The sequence below is a fragment of the Propionimicrobium sp. BV2F7 genome, assembly GCF_000510445.1.
GTDB lineage: Bacteria > Actinomycetota > Actinomycetes > Propionibacteriales > Propionibacteriaceae > Propionimicrobium > Propionimicrobium lymphophilum.
Genome location: NZ_AZIS01000005.1, coordinates 196799 through 222686 on the forward strand (window position 1 = coordinate 196799; position 25888 = coordinate 222686).

The 25888-nt window shown below is 57.7% G+C and carries 22 protein-coding genes, 1 tRNA gene and 1 pseudogene; 15 read left to right on the top strand and 9 right to left on the bottom strand.

Features of this window, described 5'->3' with window-relative positions; all coding sequences use genetic code 11:
- Positions 1 to 126: 126 nt before the first annotated feature.
- The 7 genes from putP (at position 127) to murJ (ending at position 9222) form a co-directional block, all read left to right on the top strand.
- Entirely contained in the window at positions 127 to 1635 is a 1509-nt protein-coding gene (gene putP / locus HMPREF1255_RS07325; protein ID WP_016456769.1) for a sodium/proline symporter PutP, read from the top strand.
- 17 nt (positions 1636 to 1652) lie between these two features.
- Complete coding sequence (locus tag HMPREF1255_RS09455) at positions 1653 to 2399, top strand: GNAT family N-acetyltransferase (protein ID WP_024111378.1); 747 nt, start codon at positions 1653 to 1655, stop codon at positions 2397 to 2399.
- An 89-nt stretch (positions 2400 to 2488) separates the two neighbouring features.
- Positions 2489 to 3190, top strand: a complete 702-nt coding sequence (locus HMPREF1255_RS07335) for a succinate dehydrogenase cytochrome b subunit (RefSeq protein WP_016456767.1) — start codon at positions 2489 to 2491, stop codon at positions 3188 to 3190.
- The gene (locus HMPREF1255_RS07340; RefSeq protein WP_024111560.1) at positions 3187 to 5238 is read left to right on the top strand and encodes a fumarate reductase/succinate dehydrogenase flavoprotein subunit; all 2052 of its coding nucleotides are present in this window, start codon (positions 3187 to 3189) and stop codon (positions 5236 to 5238) included. Before HMPREF1255_RS07335 ends, HMPREF1255_RS07340 begins: the two co-directional genes overlap by 4 nt.
- Entirely contained in the window at positions 5235 to 5984 is a 750-nt protein-coding gene (locus HMPREF1255_RS07345; protein ID WP_024111336.1) for a succinate dehydrogenase/fumarate reductase iron-sulfur subunit, read from the top strand. Before HMPREF1255_RS07340 ends, HMPREF1255_RS07345 begins: the two co-directional genes overlap by 4 nt.
- 299 nt (positions 5985 to 6283) lie before the next feature.
- Positions 6284 to 7576 carry an aspartate kinase gene (locus HMPREF1255_RS07350; protein WP_036917655.1) on the top strand — a complete coding sequence of 431 codons (1293 nt, stop codon included), beginning with the start codon at positions 6284 to 6286 and terminating at the stop codon, positions 7574 to 7576.
- On the top strand, positions 7573 to 9222 hold the full coding sequence (murJ, locus tag HMPREF1255_RS07355; protein ID WP_024111397.1) for a murein biosynthesis integral membrane protein MurJ: 1650 nt from the start codon (positions 7573 to 7575) through the stop codon (positions 9220 to 9222). The genes HMPREF1255_RS07350 and murJ overlap by 4 nt, the downstream gene beginning before the upstream one ends.
- A 49-nt stretch (positions 9223 to 9271) precedes the next feature.
- On the opposite strand, the gene HMPREF1255_RS07360 is transcribed toward murJ, so the two are convergent.
- The 3 genes from HMPREF1255_RS07360 to HMPREF1255_RS07370 all read right to left on the bottom strand — a co-directional run bounded on the left by HMPREF1255_RS07360 (position 9272) and on the right by HMPREF1255_RS07370 (position 14218).
- Entirely contained in the window at positions 9272 to 11959 is a 2688-nt protein-coding gene (locus HMPREF1255_RS07360) for a Cna B-type domain-containing protein (protein WP_024111493.1), read from the bottom strand.
- A gap of 143 nt (positions 11960 to 12102) precedes the next feature.
- Positions 12103 to 13059 (bottom strand): DUF4272 domain-containing protein, encoded by a 957-nt coding sequence (locus tag HMPREF1255_RS07365; protein WP_024111615.1) that lies wholly within the window; start codon positions 13057 to 13059, stop codon positions 12103 to 12105.
- 121 nt (positions 13060 to 13180) lie between these two features.
- Positions 13181 to 14218 (bottom strand): peptidoglycan bridge formation glycyltransferase FemA/FemB family protein, encoded by a 1038-nt coding sequence (locus tag HMPREF1255_RS07370; RefSeq protein WP_024111351.1) that lies wholly within the window; start codon positions 14216 to 14218, stop codon positions 13181 to 13183.
- 82 nt (positions 14219 to 14300) lie between these two features.
- Here HMPREF1255_RS07370 and HMPREF1255_RS07375 point away from each other — a divergent pair, with 82 nt between their 5' ends.
- Entirely contained in the window at positions 14301 to 15431 is a 1131-nt protein-coding gene (locus tag HMPREF1255_RS07375) for a DegT/DnrJ/EryC1/StrS family aminotransferase (RefSeq protein WP_024111441.1), read from the top strand.
- 151 nt (positions 15432 to 15582) lie between these two features.
- Here the strand turns inward: HMPREF1255_RS07375 and HMPREF1255_RS07380 are convergent.
- The 4 genes from HMPREF1255_RS07380 to HMPREF1255_RS07395 form a co-directional block, all read right to left on the bottom strand.
- Positions 15583 to 15656: transfer RNA gene (locus tag HMPREF1255_RS07380), tRNA-Pro, on the bottom strand.
- Between the two features lie 108 nt (positions 15657 to 15764).
- Positions 15765 to 15998 carry a hypothetical protein gene (locus HMPREF1255_RS07385; protein ID WP_016456758.1) on the bottom strand — a complete coding sequence of 78 codons (234 nt, stop codon included), beginning with the start codon at positions 15996 to 15998 and terminating at the stop codon, positions 15765 to 15767.
- 18 nt (positions 15999 to 16016) lie between these two features.
- Positions 16017 to 16919, bottom strand: a complete 903-nt coding sequence (locus tag HMPREF1255_RS07390; RefSeq protein ID WP_016456757.1) for a metallophosphoesterase — start codon at positions 16917 to 16919, stop codon at positions 16017 to 16019.
- The gene (locus tag HMPREF1255_RS07395) at positions 16919 to 19168 is read right to left on the bottom strand and encodes a transglycosylase domain-containing protein (RefSeq protein ID WP_231477456.1); all 2250 of its coding nucleotides are present in this window, start codon (positions 19166 to 19168) and stop codon (positions 16919 to 16921) included. Before HMPREF1255_RS07395 ends, HMPREF1255_RS07390 begins: the two co-directional genes overlap by 1 nt.
- Positions 19169 to 19508: 340 nt before the next feature.
- Between HMPREF1255_RS07395 and HMPREF1255_RS09665 the strand changes: the two are divergent.
- The 4 genes and pseudogenes from HMPREF1255_RS09665 to HMPREF1255_RS07415 all read left to right on the top strand — a co-directional run.
- Positions 19509 to 19763, top strand: a pseudogene (locus HMPREF1255_RS09665) (WhiB family transcriptional regulator); the annotation flags it as partial.
- A gap of 242 nt (positions 19764 to 20005) precedes the next feature.
- Positions 20006 to 20179, top strand: a complete 174-nt coding sequence (locus HMPREF1255_RS07405) for a DUF4177 domain-containing protein (RefSeq protein WP_231376350.1) — start codon at positions 20006 to 20008, stop codon at positions 20177 to 20179.
- Positions 20172 to 20633 (top strand): RidA family protein, encoded by a 462-nt coding sequence (locus tag HMPREF1255_RS07410; RefSeq protein ID WP_024111553.1) that lies wholly within the window; start codon positions 20172 to 20174, stop codon positions 20631 to 20633. Before HMPREF1255_RS07405 ends, HMPREF1255_RS07410 begins: the two co-directional genes overlap by 8 nt.
- Positions 20634 to 20639: 6 nt before the next feature.
- Positions 20640 to 21278: a CoA pyrophosphatase gene (locus HMPREF1255_RS07415; RefSeq protein ID WP_024111321.1), complete on the top strand. Its 639-nt coding sequence runs from the start codon at positions 20640 to 20642 to the stop codon at positions 21276 to 21278.
- A gap of 70 nt (positions 21279 to 21348) precedes the next feature.
- Here HMPREF1255_RS07415 and HMPREF1255_RS07420 read toward each other — a convergent pair whose 3' ends face one another.
- The gene (locus HMPREF1255_RS07420; RefSeq protein WP_024111388.1) at positions 21349 to 21813 is read right to left on the bottom strand and encodes a phage holin family protein; all 465 of its coding nucleotides are present in this window, start codon (positions 21811 to 21813) and stop codon (positions 21349 to 21351) included.
- Between the two features lie 82 nt (positions 21814 to 21895).
- Positions 21896 to 22666 (bottom strand): class I SAM-dependent methyltransferase, encoded by a 771-nt coding sequence (locus tag HMPREF1255_RS07425; protein ID WP_024111620.1) that lies wholly within the window; start codon positions 22664 to 22666, stop codon positions 21896 to 21898.
- A gap of 110 nt (positions 22667 to 22776) precedes the next feature.
- On the opposite strand from HMPREF1255_RS07425, the gene ssd reads away from it, so the two are divergent.
- The 3 genes from ssd to HMPREF1255_RS09460 are packed head-to-tail and all read left to right on the top strand — an operon-like array spanning position 22777 to position 25776.
- The gene (gene ssd / locus HMPREF1255_RS07430; protein ID WP_051395016.1) at positions 22777 to 23808 is read left to right on the top strand and encodes a septum site-determining protein Ssd; all 1032 of its coding nucleotides are present in this window, start codon (positions 22777 to 22779) and stop codon (positions 23806 to 23808) included.
- Positions 23801 to 24988 (top strand): TadA family conjugal transfer-associated ATPase, encoded by a 1188-nt coding sequence (locus HMPREF1255_RS07435; protein WP_024111383.1) that lies wholly within the window; start codon positions 23801 to 23803, stop codon positions 24986 to 24988. The genes ssd and HMPREF1255_RS07435 overlap by 8 nt, the downstream gene beginning before the upstream one ends.
- Positions 24985 to 25776 (top strand): type II secretion system F family protein, encoded by a 792-nt coding sequence (locus HMPREF1255_RS09460; RefSeq protein WP_024111449.1) that lies wholly within the window; start codon positions 24985 to 24987, stop codon positions 25774 to 25776. The genes HMPREF1255_RS07435 and HMPREF1255_RS09460 overlap by 4 nt, the downstream gene beginning before the upstream one ends.
- Positions 25777 to 25888 lie beyond the last annotated feature (112 nt).

Consider the following 25888-nt stretch of genomic DNA (forward strand, 5'->3'; position numbering starts at 1 on the left):
ACGTTTGTTACGGCTTCGCTTTTCATGCCGCTCGCGGATATCCTGAAACGTCCACGAAATAGGACGCTTTTTCGACCGCCTCTTGTTGTGCCAATATTTGAGCCGAGTTTGAAGGCGAGGCATTAATTGAGCGATACAAACTGGCAAGCCATTGCCATGATCGTATATTTCGTGGCGATGATCTCGATTGGGCTTTGGGCCTACACGCGCACGAAGAATCTTGACGACTACATGCTTGGCGGTCGAGACCTGAATCCGACGGTCGCCGCGCTGTCTGCCGGCGCCGCTGACATGTCCGGCTGGTTGCTTATGGGGCTGCCTGGCGCCTTGTACCTTTCCGGGTTGGTCGAGGGCTGGATCGCTGTCGGCCTAACCATAGGCGTGTGGGCGAACTGGAAAATCACCGCGCCGAGGCTGCGCTCCTACACACAGATTGCCGGCAACTCGATCACTCTGCCGTCGTTCTTCGGTAATCGAATGCATGATGAATCCAAGTTGCTGCGCGTCGTAGCGGGGCTGATCATCTTCGTCTTCTTCACTTTCTATGTTTCCTCCGGAATGGTGGCCGGCGGCACATTCTTCGAGACGGCGTTCGGTGTCGAATACCACGTCGGCATGACGATCGTCGCGGGCGTTGTGGTGCTTTACACGCTAGTTGGCGGATTCCTGGCCGTATCCTGGACGGACATGGTGCAGGGCATAATGATGGTTTTCTCACTGGTAGCTGTTCCAATTTTCGGCGTGATCGCCCTCGGCGGACCGGCCAAGGTGGCGCAGGGCGTTGCTGCGGTGAACCCCGATTTCATTTCGCCTTTCGGCGGGGCGACGGTGATCGGCGTGTTAAGTTCGCTGGCCTGGGGCCTCGGCTACTTCGGTCAGCCGCACGTCATAGTCAGGTTCATGGCTATGCGCAGCCCGGAAGAGGCCAAGCCAGCGCGCAGAATCGGCGTCGGCTGGATGATCTTCTCTGTGCTCGGTGCCTGCGGCACGGCCATCGTCGCGATCGCCGCAAACCGGGCGGGAATAATCAATGTGGGCGAGAACCAACACGAGTCGGTCTTCATTTTGATGGGGCAGTCGCTGTTCCCGGCAATCGTCGCTGGCTTCATGCTCGCCGCGATTCTTGCCGCGATCATGTCGACGATTTCTTCCCAGCTGCTGGTTACTTCGTCGGCGGTGGTTGAGGACATCTACCGAGGTGTCAGCAGGCGCGAGCTGACCGATTCCGCCGGCGTCAATCTAGGGCGTTTGGCCGTCCTCTCGGTCTCCGTGCTGGCGGCGATCTTCGCCTGGTTCCGCACGGATTCGATCCTGGCACTGGTTAGCTTCGCATGGGCGGGCTTCGGTTCGTCATTCGGCCCGATCGTCATCCTGTCCCTCTACTGGAGAAAACTGACCACCCAAGGAGCGCTGACCGGCATGCTCGTGGGAGCCGTGACGGTGGGCGTCTGGGGCACCGCGGGCTGGTTCGGCCTCTACGAGATCATCCCCGGTTTCGGGCTTTGCCTGCTTTCGGCGATCGTCGTCTCTAAGCTCACCTACAAGCACAACCCGGCGATCGACCGTGAGTTCGACGCAGCCGCCCGCCTGGCGAACGCTTCGCGCGAGGAAATCGACGAACACTGCGCCAGCTAGGGGTAGCCTGGAAAATCATGAAGGTCATCAATCGTGCTCAGCTGTTGGCGGAGGTTGGCGACCCGCTCGTCGCTTATCAGGTGGGGCCCGACGATATCTGCCTGCTGGCAGACAACTATTGGGCGACTATCACCGCTGAAGACGGGGTGCTTTCCGGCGCGCTTGCGGTGCTTAACGATTCGGTTGACGGCTCCGATCTGATCGGCGAGCTCGAGTCGGTCAGCCTAGAAAATGGCCTGGAGCTAAGTTGGCTTTCTGTCGACGGCAAGCTCGACATCGCAGCCAGGCCGGAGTGGAAATATCGTTCCGATTGGGTCTGGATGTGGGCCCAGCGCGTCGTGGGCGGCGAAGGCTACGACCTGGTCGATCTCGACGATCTGTCCGACGCCGAAGAAATCAACAACTTCGCGATTCCACTCAATCCGCTTTTCGAGGGCTCACCGGGGCACGGCATGAATCTGTTTTGGGTCGGTGCCCGAGGCGACGACGGCGGTTTGATCGGCTGCGGCACGGTTCGCGGAACCCAAGCTGGCTTCGGGCACATCGCTGGCGTCATCGTCGATCCCGAACACCGTGGCAGGGGATTGGGCAGCGCGATCGTCGCCGAGCTCAGCCGCAAAATGCTCGAGCGCGACTCGGCTGTAACCATTAGCGCCTACGCGGAAAATGAAAACGCCATCTGCGTCTACGAACGGCTCGGTTTCAAGCTGGCCCACAGGTTCTCGGTGTGGGCGACTAAGCCGCGTCCGGCTGAGCCCAAGTAAGACCTTGAGACGAATTCCGCGGGCGAACTACTTCCTGAGAAATAGGGGTTGGGCGCGTGAGCTAGTACCGCAGCCGGTATCCTAGCCACATGACTGTCGCGTTAGTAGAGAGCGGACGGACAGCCAAACGGCACCGTCTTTCGTCGATCCTGCTCAAACAGGTGATGGCTATCACGGGGGTCATCTTTGTCTCTTTCGTGTTCATCCACATGTTTGGCAACCTCAAGGTCTATCAAGGCCCCGAGGCGTTCAACCACTACGCGGGCTGGCTGCGCGAAGTCGGCTACCCGCTGATCCCGAAGAAGGGCGTGCTGTGGGCCCTGCGAATCACGCTCGCGGTCTCCTTCGTCCTGCACATCGTCAGCGGTCTGATGATCTACTTCAGGGGCCGCAAGGCGCGCGGCAAGAAACGGCTGCGGCTTTCCAGGATGGGCAATAACGCCCGCCTGATGGTGCCGACCGGCCTGATCATCGGCGTCTTCGTCATCGTGCACCTGCTCGACCTGACCATCGGCAAGGTCTGCGCGCCCGAAATGTTTGTCTCCGGCGATGCCTATGGCAACCTCGTGCGTAGTTTCTCGCGCCCAGGCATGGCCACCTTCTACGTCTTCACAATGCTTTTGATCGCGCTGCACATCGGTCACGGCGCGCGCACAATGCTGCAGGACTTCGGTGTGACGGCGCTGCGCACCAGGAAGGTCTGGGCGCTGATCGGTTCGCTGCTAGCCATTCTTATTTTGCTCGGCAACGCGGCCATCCCCGTGATGGTTCAGGCAGGAGTTGTGTCATGAGTTTTCTGAAGAAGCTACAGGCAGTTTTTGCCCAGGCCGAGACGCTGGAAACCGAACCGGACAAGCCTGTGACCGCCAAACGCGCGCTGAACGTTTCCGTTACTCCCGAGGCGTCCAAGCAGCGCACCAGCCACGAGGGGCTGGACGCGCACGTGCCCAACGGCGATCCCCGCACGGCTTGGCAGCGGCGCAAATCCGAGTACAAACTGGTCAACCCGGCCAACCGCAAGAAGATGAAGATCATCGTCGTCGGCACCGGCCTGGCGGGAAGCGGCGCGGCTGCCGCACTCGGCGAGCTCGGCTACCAGGTGGACGTCTTCACCTTCCACGATTCTCCGCGACGCGCCCACTCGGTTGCTGCGCAGGGTGGCATCAACGCGGCCCGCGCCCGCAAGGTGGATGGCGACTCCATCAAGCGCTTCGTCGTCGACACCGTCAAGGGCGGCGACTTCCGCGCCCGCGAGGCCGACGTGGTTCGACTTGCCGAGGAATCGATCCGCGTCATCGACCACATGCAGGCCATCGGGGCGCCCTTCGCCCGCGAATACGGCGGTCAGCTCGCCACCCGTAGCTTTGGTGGCGTGCAGGTTTCGCGCACCTATTACACGCGCGGCCAGACCGGTCAGCAGTTGCAGATCAACAGCGCCCAGGCGCTGCAGCGTCAGGTGTCTCGCGGCACGGTCAAGCTGCACACGCGCACCGAGATGCTCGACCTGATCGTCGCTGATGGCAAGGCCCAGGGCATCGTCACCCGCGACCTGGTGAGCGGCGAGGTGAAAACCTGGACGGCGCACGCCGTCATCCTGGCCACCGGCGGCTACGGCAGCGTCTTCTTCCACTCGACGCTGGCCATGAACTCCAATGCCAGCGCCACCTGGCGCGCGCACAAGCGAGGCGCCTACTTCGCTTCACCCGCGTTCGTTCAGTTCCACCCGACGGCGCTGCCCGTCTCCAGCTATTGGCAGTCCAAGACCACCTTGATGAGCGAATCGCTGCGTAACGACGGACGAATCTGGGTGCCCAAGGACGCCGACGACACCCGAGCGCCCAACGATATTCCCGAGGCGGACCGCGACTATTATCTGGAGCGGCGCTACCCGGCCTACGGCAACTTGACCCCGCGCGACGTCGCCTCCAGAGCTGCCCGCGTCGAGATCGAGGCTGGTCGAGGCGTCGGACCACTGAAGAACTCGGTGTACCTGGATTTCCGCGACGCAATTGCCTCGCTCGGCAAGGACATCATCGCGGAGCGCTACGGCAACCTGTTCGACATGTACCGTGACGCCACCGGCGAGGACCCGTACGTCCAGCCGATGCGCATCGCCCCCGGAGCTCACTTCTCGATGGGTGGCCTGTGGACGGACTTCGATCAGATGACGTCCATCCCCGGCCTGTTCGTCGGCGGCGAGGCCGGCAACAACTACCACGGTGCCAACCGCCTGGGGGCCAACTCGCTGCTTTCCGCCTGTGTCGACGGCTGGTTCACGCTGCCGCTTTCGGTGCCAAACTACCTCGCCGGCCTGGTTGGCCAGGACGTGCTCAGCCAGGACGCACCCGAGGTGGCCCAGGCCAAACAGGAGACGGTTTCCCGCATTGACAAGCTGGTGAGCAACCCGGGCAAGACCCGCCCGGCCACTTTCCACCGTCGCTTGGGTGAAATTCTTTATCAACACTGCGGGGTTTCGCGCAACGAGGCGAGCCTTCGCGAGGGCCTGACCAAGGTGCGAATTCTGCGAGATGAATTTCACCGCGACGTTCTGGTGATGGGCGAAGACAACCGCCTAAACCAAGAGCTGGAGAAGGCCGGCCGCGTCTCGGACTTCCTCGAGTTGGCAGAACTGATCATCCTCGACGCACTCGAGCGCGACGAATCCTGTGGCGCCCACTATCGCGAGGAATACGCGCTACCGGACGGCGAGGCCGCAAGAAACGACGAACAGTGGTGCAACGTCTCGGCGTGGGAAACCACCCCGAACGGCAGCCACATCCGCCACAGCGAGGAGCTGCGCTTCGAGCTGGTTCCGCTACAGGTTAGGAATTACCGATGAGGATCGAGCTAGAGGTCTGGCGCCAGGCCGGGCCGAACGAAAAGGGCCGTTTCGAGAGCTACGTGCTCGACGACGCCACCCCCGAGATGAGCCTGCTTGAGCTTCTCGACAGGCTCAATCAGAAGCTATTCGACGAGGGTATAGAGCCCATCGCATTCGAGTCGGACTGCCGTGAGGGTGTCTGCGGCGCCTGCGGCGTTAGCGTCAACGACCGCCCGCACGGGCCTGTACCCAACACGCCGAGCTGCCGCCAGCACCTGCGCGCATTCGGCGACACGAGGAAGCTTCGCATCGAGCCGTTCAGGGCTGCGGGATTCTCGGTGGTTCGCGACCTGATCGTCGACCGCAGCAGGCTCGATGACGTCATCCGCGCCGCCGGCACCGTTTCTGTAGATGCGGGCACCGCCCCCGACGCCGACGACCTGCTCGTCTCGCACGAACAAGCCGAGAAAGCGCTGGACTTTGCGGCCTGTATCGGCTGCGGGGCTTGCGTCGCGGCCTGCCCGAACGGCGCAGCCTACCTGTTTGGGGGAGCGAAGCTGACGCATCTGGCGATGATTCCGCACGGCGCCAAGGAGCGCGGGCTGCGGGCCAAGAAGGCGGCCCAGGTTTTGGACGCCGAGTTCGGCCCGTGCTCCAGCTACGGAGAATGCGTCGAAGTCTGTCCGGCCGGCATCCCGCTGACGGCCGTAGCCGCGGTCAATAAGGAGCGGCTGCGCTCGTTCTTCCGAAATAAAGCAGGTTAAGCATTTTTTCGGGTTAACCCCACCCCCGTGCACGGACGTAAAACTTCGTTGGTATAAATGGCTTCATAACCGTTTGAATCAGGGGTGGGTCAGACGGGATCGCGAAAGCGACTGGGGCGAGTTCAACGGCGAACTCGCCTCGTTCATTTTGTCGGTTTCAGCAGTATTGGGACATTATGTGACAACTAAGGCTGTTCGACTAGAGTAAACGCGTCGAATGAAAGGCGTTAATGGTGAACAACGACACCTCATTTCAATCCACACCGCTGGCTCACTCTTGTGAGAAAGATCGCGAGCTGGTGCCTAACCGCATAGTCGCCAAATTTGGTGGTTCGTCGGTCGCGGACGCCGAGTCGATTAAGCGTGTTGCGGCACGCATTGCTCAGGCTCAGCGCAGCGGTAAGCAGGTCGTTATCGTTATTTCTGCGATGGGTGACACCACAGACGATCTGATGGATCTGGCGCTGCAGGTCAGTCCTCAGCCCCGTCCGCGCGAGTTGGACATGCTGCTGACTACGGGTGAACGCCAGTCGGCCGCGCTGCTGGCCATGGCGCTAAACGATCTGGGCGTGGAGGCCTTGAGCTATACGGGCTCGCAGGCTGGTGTCATCACCACCAATACCCACGGCGACGCGCGAATTCTGGATATCACCCCGCGTCGAGTTGCGGAATCCCTCGAGGAGGGCATGGTCGTCATCGTCGCCGGTTTCCAGGGCGTCAGCTACGACACCAAGGACGTCACTACGTTGGGCCGTGGCGCATCAGATACCACGGCAGTTGCTCTTGCGTCCGCGCTGGGCGCCGAGGTCTGCGAGATTTACACCGATGTTGACGGCGTTTTCACCGCCGATCCGCGCATCGCTAAGGGTGCTCGAAAGATCGACGAGATCACCTACGAGGAGATGCTCGAGATGGCGGCTAACGGCGCCAAGGTGCTGCATCTTCGCTGCGTCGAGTACGCCCGACGCGAGAACGTGGCCATCCACGTCCGCAGTTCTTTCACCGACAAGCCAGGCACGATTGTGCGAGGAAGTATCGAAGACGGCGATTTGACCGCCGCAGAGGAGCAACGAATGGAACAGGTTTTAATCAGCGGTATCGCGCACGATCGCTCCCAGTCGAAGATCACCGTGCAGGGCGTGCCCGACCAGATCGGCAAGGCCGCGCGCATCTTTTCGCTGATCGCGAAAAACAACATCAACATCGACATGATCGTGCAGAACATCTCCGAGGTATCCACGGGCGCCACGGACATCACCTTCACGCTGCCCAGTGAAGACACCGAGCGCGCGATGAGTGCACTCAAGGATGCAAAGGAAGAGATCGGCTTCTCCGGGCTGCTCTTCGACGAGCAGGTTGGAAAGATTTCGGTCATCGGCGTCGGAATGCGTTCGAACCCAGGGGTGACCGCGAAGTTCTTCGAGGCGCTCGCTGACAACGAAATTAATATTCAGATGATCAGTACTTCCGAGATTCGCATTTCGGTTGTCGTCGACATCGACCAACTCAACGACGCGGTCCGCGTCGCACACTCGGCCTTCGATCTGGACGCCGACACGGAAGCTATCGTCTATGCGGGGACGGGACGTTGAGCCAAGACGGATTCAGTGCTGAGGCCGACGACGTAGAACGTCACAGTATCGGCCGTAATAGCGCGGTCATGGCCTCCGGCACCTTGGTTTCCAGGGTGCTCGGTTTAGTCAGAACATCCCTCACGGGTGCGGCGATCGGTCTCGGCGTTGTTGGGGACGCATTCAACGGCGCAAACCAGCTGCCGAACTACATCTATCTGTTGATCTCCGGCGGCCTGTTGGAGCCGGTGATCGTCCCGCAGATCGCGAAGGCGGCAAAACGCGCAGATTCCAAGAAGTACATAGATCAACTGGTGACGATTTCCCTGCTTATGCTGGCCGTCGTCACCATCTCTGTGACTGTTGCAGCTCCTTGGCTGTTCTCGCTGCTACATCTGACGCCAGAGGCCCAGAGGCTGGGCACGATTTTCGCGTTCATCTGCCTTCCGCAGGTGTTCTTCTACGGCGTCTACACGGTGTTGAGTCAGGTGCTGAACGCGAGGGGGTCCTATGGAGCTCCGATGTGGGCGCCCGCAGTTAATAACTTGATCTCGATTGCCGGGTTAGCCGCATTCATCGCACTCTACGGTTTCGGCAAGAATGACCCGGGCGATTGGACGGCCACAATGATCTGGTTGTTCGCCGGCACGGCGACCCTAGGCATCGTGGCACAAGGCTTAATCTTGATTCCGCCACTAATCAAGGATGGGTTCAGGTGGCGTCCTAGCTGGGGTTTCCCTCGCGAAGAGTTCGCTCACCTTTCTCGTTACACGGCTTGGACATTCGTCTCTCTGTTGGTTTCGACCATTGGTGGGCTGGTCATTCTCTCTGTTACCTCTATGATGCCTACTATCGCCGCAGAGCGAGGTATCGAGGGTTTCGTGGCAGGCAACAACATCATGAACTACGCCTTCATGATTTTTATGCTCCCACAATCGATTATTGCTGTGAGCGTTATCACGGCAATCTTCCCGCCTATGACTCGTGCTTGGCAGTCTAAGAACATGCCCGCTCTACGAAAGTTACTGAAGCAAGGTCTAGAATTACCAGCAATCTTTCTGATCCCTGCGACTGTCGCGGTCATGGTTTTAGCTGGACCACTCGTTCACGTGTTGTTTCCCGGAAACTCGGAGGTTGAGCTTCGCGCTTTGGCCCCGGTGCTGGTTGTGATGTGCATTGGCATGTTGCCTGTTGGCATTCAGACCCTGCAGATTCGCTACTGCTATGCATCTGAGCAGGGCAAGGCAAATCTTATTTTCCAGATTGCTACGACAGGCATTCAGCTGGGTATCGCAGCGCTTGCGGTCAAGTTCGCTGATCCCAGACATGGCGTCATGATCGTGACAGCTGGCCAGTCATTTGCGTACATCGTTGGGGCGCTTGCCTTCGTGCTGTTTGCTCGCCACCAGGTGCGTCAGCTCTCGCTTGGCGGCACGTTTCGTCTATACGTGAGGTTGCTGATCGCGTCCGGCCTTGCCGGGTTCTGCGCCTGGGGTAGCGCGGAGTTGGTGTTGATGATCAGCACAGGTTGGCTGATGCATGTTGTCGCTCTGGGCATCGGCTGCCTGGTTTTCATCGCGATCTTTACGGTTTGCGCCAAGGTCATGCGCATCACCGAATACTTCGATCTGGTGACGAGTATGCTGGGGCGTTTCCGTAGGAGTTAATCGAGTATGAAAGAGGGGCGGGGAATCATCCCCGTCCCTCTTTTTCTAGTTAGTTCTTCCTTCTTGCCACCAGCGCGGTAGCCGTCAAGGCGGCCAGCCCCAGCAGGGCGACCAGGCTGCCGCCGTTACCCGTCCTCGGGAGTCCGGGCGCCGGAGGCTTCGACGGAGTTGGAGTAGGCGTGATCGCCGGAGGCGGAGGCGTCTCGCTCGGCGTGGGGGTGGGCGTAGGTGTTGGGGTAGGCGTCGGCTTTGCCTTGGTGTTCTTCGCCTTCACAACCAACCCGGCGTCGGTCTTTTCGTAAGCCACTTCCGAGGTGAACCCGTCAAGCGCGGTCTCTTCGACCGTGTAGGTGATCTCGTTTCCGTCGACGTCGCTCTTCGGCAGCCCGGTGAATTCGTGGGCCCAGCCGTTAGCTGCGTTCAACTTCACCGGGTCTGAGACCTTGATCTTCTCGCCGTCCTTGATGGCAGCGAAAAGCTGGAAGCTGACGTCTGCCACGGGGATCTTGTCGTCGGCAAGGGGAGTTCCTTCGTGGTCCACCCACTGCTTGCTGAGGGACACGGAGACGGTTTCGGGGTTGATTTCGTTGGACAGCGAAGTCGAAATCTTCTCGAGCTGATCGTTCGCAGTGAAAGCATCGGTGTACTTGTACTCTGGCTTGTCCGCGGTGCCGATGTTCTCGCGGATCTTGTATGTGATCGGGTTACCGTCGGAATCCTTTGCCAGCAGCCTCTTGAAGCTGGCCTTCCAATCGGTCTTGGCGCTCATCTCGGCCTTTTCCAGGACGAATTCGTCACTGCCGTTAACCCGAACTAGCTCCAGGTCAATCACCTTGTCCTTGGTTAGCTTTGCCAACGCGTCGGGGGAGTTGTAGCCGCCGATTGACGTGTTGTTGAAGCCCTCGGCGAACACCCAATCCTTGGTCAGGTCGACGTCGAAGGTGCCGCCTTCTTCGCCAAACACGACATTGCCGTTAGTTCCGACACCGCCGCCTCGCTGAGCCGTGTTCTTCCTGATGATCAGCTTGGCATCTTTATGCGCGGTGGCCTTACTGTCATCGGTGTAGTCCGAAATCATTCCAGCGTTGCTGAGCTTTATCGTCTTGCCTGCATGGTTGTCCCCGGGGTTAGCGGCATCGTAACGAGGCTTTTGTGGGTCGCCGCCGTCATCGAACCAGTCGATTTTGCCGCCGCCAAGCATCCGGGGCTCGAGCTTGAATTCGGGAGAGCCGGCGCTGCCGTAGTTATCGTGCGCTATCGCGTCGCCAAAAGACTTTGCCTTGTTATCGGCGAGAACCGCCACACCCTTATTCATGTTTATCTTGACCGAGCCGGTGGGGCAGCTCCAGATGCCGCCGCCGATATAGCTGGAACTGTTCTCGGTTAATAGGGCGTTATTGATGTGCGCGGTGTATGTTGCCGTAGCGACGTAGACGCCGCCACCTTGGGGCGCGTAGTTTCCTTCGATCAGCCCCGCGTTAAGAACCACCCTGTTGGAAACTACGTTCACACCACCCCCTGTGTTAGATGCGGTGTTGTTGACTATCTCGCCGCCGTTCATGGTGAAAGCAGCAGGCACGTATTCGCCCCACTCTTGATCCGAGAGCTTAGCTTTTTGATTCTCTCCGGGTTTTTTATCACCTGGGTAAGCGCCGCCAAATACATTCGTGTCCATCGCGTTAACGCCGCCACCATTAGGTGCGCTGTTGCCTGCGATTTTTCCGCCATTCATTGTGGCTTCCGTGTCGCCAAAAAGGCTGATCGCGGCACCACCAAAACCGGCCTGGTTGTTGGAGATCTCTCCGCCATTAACCACCAGCCTTGCGCGATTAACGAATCCGGCTTCTTTCTCCTTCTCAAGTTCTTCAAGAGAGGGACTCCAAAGCCAGCGCATCAAAAGGATGCCACCTGCCCAGCCTTGGTTCTCGGAGATCTTGCCACCATTGATCTCTGCGGTCCCGCCTTCGCCGACCCTGATGCCGCCGGCCTCACCGTATGATGCACCGCTAGTAGCGGAACCACGTCCGTGTGTGATTTCTCCGCCGTTCATGACGAGCTTGCCGCCATTCGACACGGCCACGTTTCCTGCGCCGTATTGCGTGCTACCGGGGTCCTGCCGGCGCCAGTTATCGGTGATCTCGCCGCCATTCATGGTCAGCAGACCGCCGTTAGTAACGGTCACCGCGCCTACATTGGAACCGCTCAGGCCGCGTGCACCGCTGATGGACGAGCCGTCATTAAGCACCATTTCGCCCTGCACCAAAACAACAGGCGAGGAACTCGGAACCCATTCCCCGCGGCTAACAATTAGCATGTCTGCGCCCTGCGTTCCGCTCAACGTAAGTTTCGCGCCCTTCTCAACGTGGACCATAGTCCCCGTGAATCCGTCTTCACGGTTCAGACGGCCGTCGCCGAACCAGTCTTTGTACTTGGTGCCGTCGACAAGCTCGACGTTCGCACCCGCAGGAATCACCAGCGTTCTAGTCAACATCGTGTCGGTTGCGCCAAGATGAATCCGGGTTGGAGTTGAGCCCGCGTCACGAATCATCTGGGAGAGCATGTCTTCCGAACAGGTCATGTCGTTCGGCAGATTCATGCACGTGGTCTCTTGCCTGTTCTCTTCCGCCTTAGCCGCAGACAGCCTGGGCAAAAAAGTGATGCACAAAACCATGGCAAGCAGAACCGCCAGCCACTTGGCAAAAACAGAATTTTCGCGCAACCTGATACGCTCAAACATTAAATTTCGTCCTTATATGTGGGGTGAAGGCCGTAAAATCCGAACAAATAGCCCGGAACGTTTCCAGCTTATCTGAATCTAGACGTTAATGGCTAAAGGTCTTAGACCCCTCGGAAAACCGTCGCCTGGGCGAGGCAGAAAGGTTAAAACGTCAAAGACGGGTTCAGATAGATCTCGTCCCAGCCGTATACCCGATTGAGCAGCCAGGTGATGGTTGCGAGCCTGGGAAAGACGATGGTCTCATCCGCGCCAATCTCCTGCCCATTACTCATGGCCCACGCCAAAGAAGCCATGCGCTCTTGCTCGTCTAAAAGTTCTTCGACGTTGCGTAGCTTGGTGTTGGCGACGAACTTATCCTCGCTACCCAGCAGAAGCGGGCCGGCGAGTTCAAGCCCGTCGACGGGGCTGTCCGGCCAGTCGATGTGTACACGCCTTGTTGCCCACAGCAACTCTTTAAGCGCTTCCGCAGAATCTAAAGGTGCTGACTTAGGGTAGTTTTCGCGTTCGCTCTGCGTCATCGCGGCGATCGCCCTGGGGAACAAGAAGTTGTCGGGGGCGTCCAGATTCTCGGACGTCAGGTATTCGCCCATGACGCACAGCGCGAGTGAGAGCGTGCGTAGCCCAACCACCTGATCTGTCTGCGGGGTTACCTCGCCGGCAGCGCGAACCGGACGAACAGTGTCGGGCACTTCGACAGACCTGGTCTGTAGGAATTTCCGCCATTTCTTAGCTCGCTCCAAGCGCTCATCCAGAACTGGCACCGATGCCTCGTCGGATGCCAGCGAATACCCGCTCGGGTCCAGCAGCTTTCCGCCGGCAAGCAGTATCGAACTGGTCTGGCGCGCCCAATCCTCCAATTGCCCGGCCTCTGATTCCGGCACTTCGATAAAGTAAACCCGCTGCACGGAACGCAGGTGGTCGAGCACGTCGGCACGGTTAGTTCCGAGGGTCGATGACGCGGTCACGGAAAGATCGTGAATGTTCTGAAAAATCTGGGTGTTTTTAGCTTCGCCATCCCACACCGTCAAAGACTCTTGAATCGTGGTGGCAAAGTCTGGTTCCACGAGGCTTCGGCGGGTGGCATAAGCGATGACGAGCATGGATAAAAGACTAGCCAAAAAATTTGCCCGCAGCAGGACACGTCTGGTGCAGGCAGGTAAGCACTCTATTTTTATCCGGCTATGTCTAGTTCAGTAACCGCGGCTATCGTCGAATAAGCGCTTAACTATTTTGCTTGTTGAGGAAATCTTCGTAGAGATCCTTGTCATAAACGATGTCTATTTCGCCTAGCAGTTCGCGATATCCATCCATCCCGCAGTACTTAGACTTGTAGCGGTATAGCCCGTCTTCGAGATCCAACTCGAAAACCCCACCGAAATCGAATTCCTCTCGTCCCTCGGCGATCGAAAGCTTAATTGCCTCCATGATCATTTGAACGCTGGGCTGAAGCTTTGCTTTCCTATTGGCGCTTGCTGCGTAAAGATAACTGACCTTCTTCCCGAAGGGAATGGCTATCGCAGCAGAAAGGACGTCGCCGGTATTGTCTTCGGTCAATAGTAGGTAAGAGTCAGGAAAAGCGGCTAAAAGGTTTTCGAAATATTCAATTGGGCGGTGAGAAATTGAGTGTCTATCTGCCATCTCCTCGGTCAAGGTATAGAAAATCTTGAGCGGTTTTTCTATTGAATCTTGGTCACGTGGACGGATTATTTGAGTCGATAACCCGTCTGTAACCGTTCTACGGATCTGGTAGCGGAACTTTCTCTTGTAGCTCGCAACGATTTCGTCGTAGGTCCGGCCATTAAATTCGAGGATCATGTTGAGCCGAGGGTTGGAGAAACTATGCGGATTCTCCACTTCTCTGCTTCTAATCACCGAGTTAGGTAACTTTCCGTATTCAGAGATCAGTTCTGGCGAGTAGGGCACTTCGGGGTCCATGCGCAGCAGAAAAGCGTTGCGGTCATTAACAATTGGCTCTGCCTCTGCAATAAGTTTTTTTACCGTTTCTATATCGCCGGGCTCGCAAACCGGGCCTCGAGGCGCGTACATGAACGCATGCTCGCCATCATTAGAAATGGACAGAATAGAGAGTGAGGCGCGAATCTCGCCGTTCTCGTCTTCTAGGTAGACGTAGTCGCTATTCCAGTTCTGCTTGACCCTTGCCCAACTAGGTGACTGCATCAATGAGGTGTGGGGATGGGAGGCAACAAATTCCGAGAATTTTGCTACGGCCACCGCGTCAGATTTGTCTAGAACGGGCATGTGATCCTTCCCCTGGAATGGTTTAACCGCAATGCTACCCTTGGGGCATTGAGTTTTCTACGAAATCCTCTTCGGGAGAACAATGGGCGACGTCAGAGTTCAATTAGCTGAAATAACCGGCACAAAAGCTGAAGACTGGTTTTTATTTTTCCGCGCTAGACATGGCATGGAAGCCGTGTTCAATGCGCTTCGGGAGCACCGAGGCGAAGGCTCGGTTGTGACTCAGGCATATACCTGCATCACCGCGGTGAATCCGATAGTTGCCGCCGGGTTGAAACCGGTCTACGCGGATGTATCTGCAGATTCTGTGTCAATCAGCGAGGTTAACTATCCCGAAGACGCGAAAGCGATTGTTCTCCAGCACACCTTCGGCATCATCGACGATAAAAATGTCTCTCGGATAATTTCGGATGCTAAAAAGCAACATATTTTGACGGTGGAAGACTCCGCGCACTGTGTAGGCAGCATGGCTAGGGACGAAAATGGGCCTTTGGCGGACGTCTCCATCCACTCTTTCGGCGGTGAAAAGCTGCTGCCCACTAACTTCGGAGGGGCTATCTGGCTAAATCCTGCATTGGATCAGGAGCTACGCGCGGGGATGATTAATATTTTTGAGAAAGCCGATGCTTTGCCTTTCTCTGGTCGTTTCGCGGCTCGAACCTATAGAGATCAGGTACGGCTATTCGCCCGCGTTCCGCTTTATCGACCCATCCGCAATCTTCTGACCAGGTTAGGTTTTTTCCTCCCACCCATCGCGCAGTGTGAGCGGAGAGGAAAAAACGATTTGAGCCCAAAGCTTCCCTCTAAATGGGTTAGATCTTCAATGGACAAAGCCCTGAACGATTACGATCGATATTTTGATATGAGGGTAAAAGCCTGCGCTGTTTACCTTCGCAAGTTAAAAGGAAAAATTGAGATACCAGCCCTCGTCGACGGTACCCAACCCCTGGTCAGGATGCCGCTATACGTTCCGCAAGGGCGTGGCGCTGAGGACCTATTCAGTGCTGTAAGGGCTGCCGGATTTTATCCCGGACGGTGGTATCGTCCCGCGCTTTTCCCCGGTCCAGATAACCCGAAAATATATAACTTGGATCCTGAGTTGAGCGATCTTCCAGTGACTAAGGATCTGGTTAGCAGGGCATTGAATCTGCCAACAGATGTTAACGAAGCTCAGGCCGAAAAGATTGCCGACGTAGTCCTGGAATGGCTATAAGAAGTTCTACTGGACTCAAACTTTTCTTTGGGAAAATAAAAGCGGAGTTTGTGCTATCCGTTTGAGTTGTCGAGGTTATCGTCTTTGCGGGCTGTGCGACCTCTATACGAATTTGGTGGACACGTAACTCTGCGTGCCCACCAAATACTTGTCGGGGTGACAGGATTTGAACCTGCGACCTCTTCGTCCCGAACGAAGCGCGCTACCAAGCTGCGCCACACCCCGAATATGCAATTTTCCCGACCGTTTTAAGGGCCGACGCCTATATTAACTCAACACCGGTCCAATCTGGCAAATCGGTGGCTCAAACCACCGATTCAGCAGCCAAAAGACTTAAAGCTCGGGTTCTTTCAATTCGACGGTCGTCGCATCCATCTTTTCCGCCTGAGGCCTCAGCCTGAATAGGAAGAAGCAGGCGAGGAAGATGATCACATCAAGCGCGGCGCAAAAGATCAGGTGACGGTTGATGTTTTCGGGCATGTTCGCCAAGGTCGTCAAAACCTGGCTAATGATGACGATCAGCGTGACCAGGAGAGCAGACGGGAGCGCCTTGCGGTAGTAAAACATGATTCTCCTAAAGAGCGATTACTTTTTAGCGACCAGCGTCAACAGCGTCGCCTCTGGTCTACAAAACAGCCTAATAGGTGCATAGGGGCTAGTTCCCAGACCGGCAGAAACATGCAGCGGAACGGTCTTTCCGTTGTTGGTCCACTCGCTTACGCCGCTAGCCTGTGATAGCGGAATGTCGCAGTTAGCCACCAGCGCCCGGTTCACGGGCAGGCAGATCTGTCCGCCATGGGTGTGGCCGGCAAAGATCATGTCCATGTCGTCGTCTACGAAGCTGTTCAAAACTCGCTGATAGGGTGCGTGGGTGACGGCGAAACTCGCGTCGCAATCGTCATTTCGGGGCCCCGCGACGAGATCGTAGCGGTCGATGTTCGCGTGTGCGTCCGCGGTGCCCCGAAGTTCGATCGTGCGGTTACCGACCTTCACCGTTCCTGACGCGTTATCCAGATCCACCCAGCCGTGATCCTCGAATTCCCCGCGCAACCTGCGCCAGGGCAGCGGATCGCGCTGCTTGGGTTGATCTGTGCTCGAATCCCTGACCAAGTACTTAAACGGGTTCGTGGGGAGCGGCGAGACCATGTCGTTGGTGCCGAACACGAAGCCACCTGGCGCGTCCATCAGAGGTCCGAGGGCGTCGATCAGTGGTTCGATTGAATCGGCAGAAGAGATGTTGTCTCCGGTATTGATCACAAGATCGGGCTTAGTCTCGTGCAGCCTTGAAATGAAGCTCAGCTTCTGCCTCTGGTAGGGCATCAGATGGATATCGGAGATGTGTAGGACTCGCAGCGGCTCTTGGCCAGGCCGCAGCGCTTCCACTTCCGCTTCGCGGAGGACGAAGCCCATGCCGGCCTCCAGGATCGCCCCGCCAAGGAGTCCGAGGCCTAGCCCGGTTCCGAGCTTCAGGCAAGTCGTCAATCGCATTATCCTTCTTCCTCCTCCTCGTGCTCTTCCTCTTCAACTTCTGGCTTCGGCTCCGGTTTTGGAGCAGGCTGAGGAGCGGGACGAGCCGTTGAATTATTCCAGGTGGGAACTGCGTCCGAAGGCGGTACCCATGGATCAAACTTGGATTTTGGCATGCCCTCCATCGCAGGCTCCATTAACGCCCGCCAGATGCGTTGGTCGTTGTTGTAGCCGAGGGGCCCGCCGAGAGGAGTCGCGTGGTACGTGCGCATATTACGCAAATTTTCAGGCGTTGAACGCCAACGTTCGGATTCTCTGTCAGCAGCAATGATCACTGCGGTAGAAAGATCCGGCGTGTAACCGACAAACGCCGAAACGCCGTTCGAGTCATCAGCCGTACCAGTTTTGGAAGCTTGATCTATTCCATTCGGGATGTTCGACATCGCAGAAAGCCCGGAAGTATGAGTTTTGTGTAAGACGTAATTGACTCCGCTAGCTACCTTTGGATCAATAGTTTGCTTACAGTTAGCGCTGGGCACCTCGATATCTTCACCCGTCTTCGTCTTGACGCTATCCAAAATGATCGGTGTGCAGTGAACGCCCTTGTTGCCGAAGGTTCCATAGCTAGAAGCCATCGAAAGAACAGTAACGAACGGTGCACCAAGCACGAGCGAGGGAGCCGAGCCCCAATCCTTTAGTTCGTCTCCGAAGCCGTTTTCGTCTGCAACGGGATGAGCCAGCTCTACGCCCGATAACTCAGCCATTTCGGCGGTTTTGCACGGCCCGGTATCCAGGTTGAGGTTAACGAAATAGTTGTTAACCGACCACATCATGCCTGTAACCATGTTGAATGTGCCAGCGGTATGCCCTGCGACTGCGTTGGTCGTTACCCACGGTGGGTTATCGTTCAAAACTCGAGTATTTCCCTCGCAGTCTTGATACGACCTGCCGTTCCAGCTCTGGGTTTGTCTAACTGTGTAGCTTGTTGTATCTGGATATTTTCCGCTGCTGATGGCTGCCGCAGCTGCGTACGCCTTGAACGTCGAGCCCATCATAAAACCATCGTTGCCACCGTATTCCATGGGGACCGAGTAGTTCCAGTACGTCTCTCCGGCTTCCTTATTGTCGCCCATTGCAGGCCTGCTTTGAGCCATTGCTAGAATCTTGCCGGTTTTGGGATCTACTGTGTCAGCAACAGCGATTAGATCGTCTGTTGGAGCGACAACATTTTCCACTGCTTTCTGGGCAGCGTCTTGAATTTTAGGATCGATGTTCAGCTTGATGGTTAAACCCGCGCGTCGAAGCGTGTCCTCTCGTTCCTTAGGCGTGGAACCCAAGCCTGGCATCTGGTCGCTAGTCAAAATGTTTTCTGCGTACTGGCAGATGAACGGGTACCTGGTGCCAACGCAGCCGTTTGGCTTGACGGAAACCTTCGAGGCGTCGAACGGTGTTTCAGAAGCCTTATCGGCCTCCTCCCGGGGCAGGCCCTGGTATTCGACCATCGCGTTCAACACCGCGTCGCGACGAGCCAGCGCCGCATCGAGGTTGTTGACCGGGTCGCTCGTCGAAGGATTCTGTACCAGGCCGGCAAGCAACGCGGACTGGGCTAGGTCGAGCTCCGATGCGTTGACGCCAAAGTAGTGTTGGGCGGCAGCCTGGACCCCGTACGCGCGATCTCCGTAATACGCGATGTTCAGGTAGCGCTCGAGGATCTCCTTCTTGGAGAGCTTCTGCTCCAGTGCAACCGCGTAGCGCATCTCTAAAATCTTGCGGTCGAACTTCGGGGCAGTCACCTCGGCAATACACGAAGGCTCGTTGTTGCACATTTGCTGGCGGACTAGTTTTACGTATTGCTGGGTAAGCGTCGAACCACCGCCGCTCACGCCACCAGCCGCGGCATTACCGAGCGCCGCGCGCAAAACGGACTGCAAATCTAGAGCGCCGTGTTCGAAAAACCGGTGGTCCTCAATAGCTATCTGGGCTTGCTGCATCGTTTCGGAAATCTGATCCAGCGGGACGTACTGCCTGTTCTCCTCAAAAAAGTCCGTGAGGATGGAGCCATCAGCAAGCAGAACTCTGGAACTTTCGCGCTGTGGCGGCACCGTCAATTCTGCCGGCACCTGGCTGAGCGCAGCTGATGCCGTCTTTATCAATCCGATACCTAACGCGCTTACGGGCACGGTTATGCCCGCGACCAACACACCCATCAGGACGCTGATCGTCACGAACATCAGGATCGAAACCCTGTTCTTAGGACGAGGAGAACGCATGACTACAAGAGTACGCGAGGCAACCGACAAAAATGGATATCACCACTTGGAAGAAAGCAAAACTTTGGGACAGAGAAAAAATTTTAGCTCCTCCGCGAATCTGCAAAAAACCTCAAACCGGAGGCTTTTGGGCTAGTAGGGGAAAGATTTTCTCCGCTTGGGGACAAAAAACTTTCATGATAGCGACTCAATTGATGGGAGGGGGGCTGTTGTAAATTTTAGTTAGGGTGTAATTTGGAAAGCGGTTGTCAGTGCTACATCTGGCTGTGGACAAACAGGGGTCCAAGCGATGAACCTTTTTATGAAAGGTTTCACCGGCGTAGCCAAGGAAGGAGCGGTGATGATAGCCACCCTGGAAGATTGGCAGCTACTTGCTAAATGCCGAGGACTAAACGACGCATTATTCCCCGAAGGCAAAGATCAGAAACGCGCGAAAGCCATTTGCAGCGGATGCCCAGTGCGGATGGAATGTCTAGCAGAGGCGCTAGATAACCGCATCGAGTGGGGCGTCTGGGGCGGAATGACGGAGCGCGAGAGGCGACAGGTTCTGCGTGCCCGGCCGGACATCAAATCCTGGTCTAAGGTGCTGCAGGCTGCAGTCGATGCTCAGCAAGGCGGCGTTCGCGTCATCGATCGACGCTTCGACCGTCCCGACGGTTCAAGCTACATCGAGACACACGTCGCGGTCATCGGAGAAGAGTCCGAATCGACGTCAGTAAAGTCAATTACTGAATAAAATTGATGCCCGGAGGCCCCAGGTTTCCGGGCATTTTCATGTTTGGCATCGGCTAATAATTGTCAGTGCTAAGTGCGATACTTGAAGGCATGAGTCAACAGATCACCAAGTGGGAATATTTCACCGCACCTATTCTGAGCCACGTTGCCCAGCAGATTCTGAACAATTTCGGGGCAGAGGGCTGGGAGCTAGTTCAGCTCGCGCCCGGTCCCAACCCGGATTCTCTCGTCGGCTACTTTAAGCGTCCGCTAGTTGAGGAGGGCTCCAATGACTAACGCAGTATCTTCAAAGCTCTTAGAGCTCGGCATTGAGTTGCCCGAGGTCATCAAGCCGTTGGGCTCGTACGTGCCTGCCAAGGCATTTGGGGCGCAGATAGTAACTTCCGGCCAGCTACCCATCTTCGAGGGCAAACTCGTCGAGGGACGTCTGGGCGAAGATTTGGATGTGGCTCAGGGGTGCCAGGCGGCCAGATACGCTGCAATCAATGCCCTTGCAGCCGCTGCCGATGTCGCAGGAGGCGTGGACAAAATCGCAAGCGTCGACAAGGTGCTGGTCTTCGTGAACAGCGCACCGACATTTACTGGGCAGGCCGATGTGGCCAACGGCGCATCCGACGTGCTGGGCGAAATCTTCAGCGAGGCAGGCCGACACGCCCGCAGCGCAGTAGGGGTGGCCGTGCTTCCTAAGAACGCTGCCGTCGAGGTCGAATTGACCGTTACGGTGGCCTAGCCGGGCGTGTTCGACGAGCTAGTTTCAAATCTGCTTGCGCCTAGGCGGTGCTCCGCAGCACACGAGACAGCGAAGAAGCACGAGTCTAAGCGGTTCGCTGCTGTGATGGCGCTCATTAGCGACCAGCCTGAACCCGATCTGCTGTTCACCGAAAGATCCTCGAAGCTGAATAACCATGCCGGGCAGATATCTTTCCCGGGAGGCAGCAAAGATCCCGCTGACGGAAACCCGTTAGTGACGGCGCTCCGCGAGACCGACGAGGAGATCGGGCTAGGCTCGGAACTGGTCGAACCGCTGGGCGCGCTGCCCGCGGGCGACGTCCCTGTAAGTTCTTTCCACGTGTGCCCGATCGTCGGGCTCTGGTCTGGTTTCGAGACGCTGACGCCGAACCTGGCCGAGGTCAAGGCCGTATACCGGTGGAAGATAGAAGATCTGCGGAATCCTAACAATCGCGTAACCTGGGCCCTCAACGGTCGGCTAGGTGGGCCGGCATGGGTGTTTGGGGAGCTATTTTTGTGGGGCTTTACCGCTGGCGTTGTTGACGCGATCCTGAAGGCTGGCGGTTGGAGTCAGCCCTGGGATGACGGGCGAGTCATGGAGGTGCCGGAGAGATTCGGCCATCCACGAGCCTCGCGACGGAGCTGAACGGGCAAACGAAACTCGAGACACAAAAGATGGGCGAACGAAATCGCTCGCCCATCTTTCCTTTTAATACTTACTCGTCCAGCGCCCTCTTCAGCGGGTCGGACCGGGAATCCTTGTTCAGTCCAGTGCTGATTGCGGTTCCGATGGCGCTCAGGCTTGCCTTGGTCTCCGCGATGGTGGCCTTCGGGCTCTGAACCTTCTTGAAGAAGCGCAGCGCAAGCAGAACCAGCAGGACGACGATGATCAGCGAAAGAATGAAGAGCGTCAGGAAGCCCAGCGTCAGCGAAGTTACGGCGGACATGCCGATCGCCTGGTTGTAGATGATCGAAAGCGCGAAACCGATGGTCAGGAGTGCGATCAGCAGCGCTACAGAACCGATGACCGCGACCGCGCCGATGATTCCCGCGCCCAGGCCAGCGTTTTTGGCGGCCGGTTTCAACTCCGACTTTGCGAGCTCAGCAATTTGGCTAAACATCTTCGGGGCGTTGTTCTTGATCTGGTTGATCGCCGTTGCAATCGACTGGCGTTTGGCCATTTAGATCTCCTTAGTGTTAAGCCATCACTTTTCACAGCTTAGTTTGGTTCGCTACGAAATTTTGCGTCGCTACTGATTAATCCTACTTCAGACTAAACCAGGGGGCCTCTGTATCAAGACTCACCGGGATCGTAATCTCGGCGCGATCGACGTATGCCCGCCAACAATTGAGGACGAATGGCAGGCGAAGGTCGCCGCCGATTGCCGCTTCGTCGTAGATCTTGGCCGCCTGCGCTAGCAGCTCATCGCGTGCCACTTGGGTAAGCGCGCTGACTGAGTGGTGGGTTTCGACCATTTTGAGCATGTCGACACGGCTGATGGGTATCCACAGTCGGAAATTGTGGCTGTCGGTGCTCGGGAAGTATTTGTTTTCGAGTAGCCGCTCGTGGTTTTTGTTGGTGAAATCGCCGGTCATCGCGGTTTCGTCTATGCTGCGCAGCAGTTTCGTGAGGCGTCGCACCCACGGCACGGTGTCGTCACGGCTCATGTTGTTCCCTGTCACCCAGCCAGTGTCGGTGAGGACATTTGCCAGCTCGGTGCATGCCTTGTGCAGATCGATGTTGGCGTTCAGCGACTTGTTGACAATCGCCACATCGATGCTTTTGGGCAGCAGCGGTAGGTGCTCGATGCTGCCGGCAATCAAAATCAGTCTGCGCTCTTGGTAGGCCTGCCAAAATCTCTGCTGGAGACGAGCAATAGCCTCGTGGTCAGGGTCGATGGCGACGACGGAATGGCCGGAGCTTAGGAGACGGGAAACCATCGCTGGTGCCGCCCCAAGGTTGAGCACTGTGGACGCGGTTGTGCCCAGCTGCCAGTTGAAGGCGCTGGAGGGAAACACACGTCTAGTAGCCACAAATTAAAGCTTAGGGCACTATCCAAGTCGTGCCAGAGGAGGGCTCGAGTTCGACTAAAAATCTTTTGGCGAATGCGGTTTTTTCTGCGTTGGTTGTCAATAGTGCATATGTGAAAGCGACTCTGATAACCCGTGATGCTTCGGTTCGTGATGCCGTCTCGTCGGTTTCGGCTGCCGTCGGCGCCAACTTGAGCGTTGCCGGAGACTCGGAAACGATCCGCAAGTGTTGGCGCTCGAGCGACCTGCTTCTGGTCGGAGCAGACCTGGCATCGTTGGTGGTCGGTCTCGGGCTCGCGGAACGCGGTGACGTCCATTTGGTCGGCGAGGACGCCTCTGAGCTGCTCGCCTGGTCGGTGCCATTATCTGCGCCTGCGCTGGAGCTGCCAGCCCAGACTGGGTTCCTCAGCTCTTTGCTTTCGGGCCCAGCCAATCTGTCCGAGTCTGATTCTCTAACCATTCAGGTCTTCGGCGGCAGCGGCGGGGTGGGTGCGTCGACGCTGGCCGCTGGCATGGCTCAAAGATCTGCGGCTCTTCAGGCCAGGACCGCGCTGGTAGAGCTGGACGAATTCGGCGGCGGCATAGACCTGACTTTTGGTGCCGAAAAGCAGCCTGGCTGGCGCTGGGGAGAGCTTTCATCAGCAACAGGTTATGTGCGCGACATCGGCGATCAGCTGCCCAGCATCGATGGAGTCGATCTGGTGAGCATGGGGCGCAGCGACGTCGGGCTGCCGTCGACTCAGGCCGTTCGCGCGGTGACCAGATCTTTGCAGCGAAGCCACGAAATGGTGATTCTAGATTCAGGCCTCGCGGAGGATTCGCCGGTCGATGCGAACCTGAATCTAATCGTGGTTGCCGCGGACGTTAAGGCAGTGCTCGCAGCCAGGGCTCGGATCAAGGCACACAGCCTCCAAGACGCCGACTTGGTTGTGCGAAAATCTCCGGTCTGGAGTCTGGATCCGCAACTGGTTGGCGAGACTCTCGGGATGCCGGTTTGCGCGGTCGTGCCCACCGACGCACGCATGGCAGCTGCGGCTGCCCGAGGAGGCGCTCCCGGAGGCAGCGGCAGGGGAGCTTTCGTCAAAGCGTGCGACAAAATTTTGAATGAGTTGGTCTTTTCTAGCGCTGGGGGCACAAATGGTTAAAACGCTCCAACTGGATGAGGAAAAGCTCGAGGCCGTTCGAGTGGTGCTAGCGGGTTTGGGCAGGCCGTGGACGCCGCAGGACGTCGCAGACGCGTTGAAGGACGTCGGCATGGTGGTGAGCGACGCAGCCGTCTTGCTGACCGTGGAAGAGCTTAAACGAACTAGCATGGGCGTCGGACGTTTGGAGCCGCTCCTCGAGCTTCCCGGCCTCACCGACATCATCGTAGACGGTCCCGGCAGGGTGCTGGTCGATTGTGGTCACGGACTGCGCGCCACCGAAGTGAAGTTTGATTCGGACGCCCAGGTCCGCCAGCTCGCCGTCCGGTTAGCGGCTAGCGTGGGCAGGAGGCTGGACGATTCGAGCCCCTACGCCGATGCTCGGTTGGCTGACGGGATTCGCTTCCACGCGGTTTTGTCGCCGATTTCTGCTCCCGGCACCTGCATCAGCTTGAGGGTGCCCGCTAGGGCTGGTTTCACCCTAGAAAACTGGGTCGAGAATGGCTCGATCAGCCATGCCACCGCCGAGCTGTTGAGGCGGATTGTTTCGAAGAAGGTCGCCTTCCTGATCAGCGGAGGCACCGGTTCGGGCAAGACAACTTTGTTGGCGGGGTTGCTGGGCATCGTGCCGCAGAACGAGCGGATCTTAATCGTCGAGGACTCCCGAGAGCTTGAGCCCGAGCACGATTTTTGCGTCAGGCTAGAGAGCCGTCCTGCCAATTCGGAGGGCGCTGGCGCGGTGACCATGACCGATCTGGTTCGCCAGGCTTTACGCATGCGCCCAGATCGGGTGGTGGTGGGCGAGATCCGTGGGGCAGAGCTCTGCGATTTGTTGAGGGCCCTAAATACCGGCCACGAGGGTGGGTGCGGAACCGTCCACGCCAACTCCGCCGTCGATGTGCCCGCCCGGCTCGAAGCGTTGGCGGCCCTTGGCGGGCTGTCGCGCCAAGCGTGCAATTCCCAAGTCGCCTCGGCAATCCAAGTGGTCATCCACGTAAAACGGCTTGCCAGCGGGAGGAGGCAAGTGGCCCAAATTGGCCTGCTGCGCCCACGTCAAGACGGGATGGTCGAGGTCGTCCCAGCCCTCGAAGCCGAGGCCTCCGATCCCTCCCGGCTGAAGCCGCGAGCCGCTTATGCCCAGTTGGTCGAGCTGCTGGACCTGCCTAGGGTCGCGGCAGCATGAGCGCAGTGTTCTCCGCCATCTTCGCCGGGCTGGCTGCATTCTTACTCGCTCCGGCTTCGGGCGAAACTCGGATACGGCAGTGCCAGGCGCGTCGCGGTAGAAGCCTGAATATGCGTTTGGTTGGGCTCGTTGCCGTCAACCTGATTGTTTTTCTCCTTGCCCCAAAGGCCGTCTATTGGGCGCTCATCTTGAGCGTCGCTTACACCTGCTTCACGTGGGTGTTGGCGCTAAATCGGCAAGCTACACGCAGAAGGGCAGCTAGCAAGCAGGTGCTCCATGGCTGCAATGTTTTGGTTGGCCAGCTGAAGACCGGGACGATACCCGCGCGAGCCATCAGGGTAGCCGCGCAAGAGTGTCCACAGCTCGAAAGCATCGTGCTTGCTCAGGCCGTCGGCGCAAACGTAGCTGACGCAATGCGCAGGGCAGCCGAATGTGACGGCGCAAAAGGCTTCGCGCGCCTTGCCGGTGCCTGGCAGTTGTGCCAGCGCACGGGTGCGCCGGTTGCGCCTGCAGTCGAACAGGTTGTCGCGGGGCTCAGACGCACGGAACGCACTAACCAAACTGTGGCCACGGAGCTCTCGTCGGCCAAGGCTACCGGTCGGTTGTTGGCGTGCTTGCCTGTCGTGGGGCTGGCTTTCGGCTTCGCTGCAGGCGGCAATCCGATCAAATTTCTGGCTGGGACCACAGCCGGTAACGTCTGCCTGACCCTATCCGTCTTGCTGGCGTGTGCGGGCGTCGTTTGGACGGAGAAGCTCGCGATGAGAGTCGAAAGAAGGGCTAACAGTTGATCGAAGCGGCTGTCTCTGCACTATTTGCAGCTTGCTTTTGCTGGTTGATCTTCCCCGTGCAACGAAGGCCAACTCAGCAAGACAAAAAGATTAAAAAGACTAAAAACCTGCG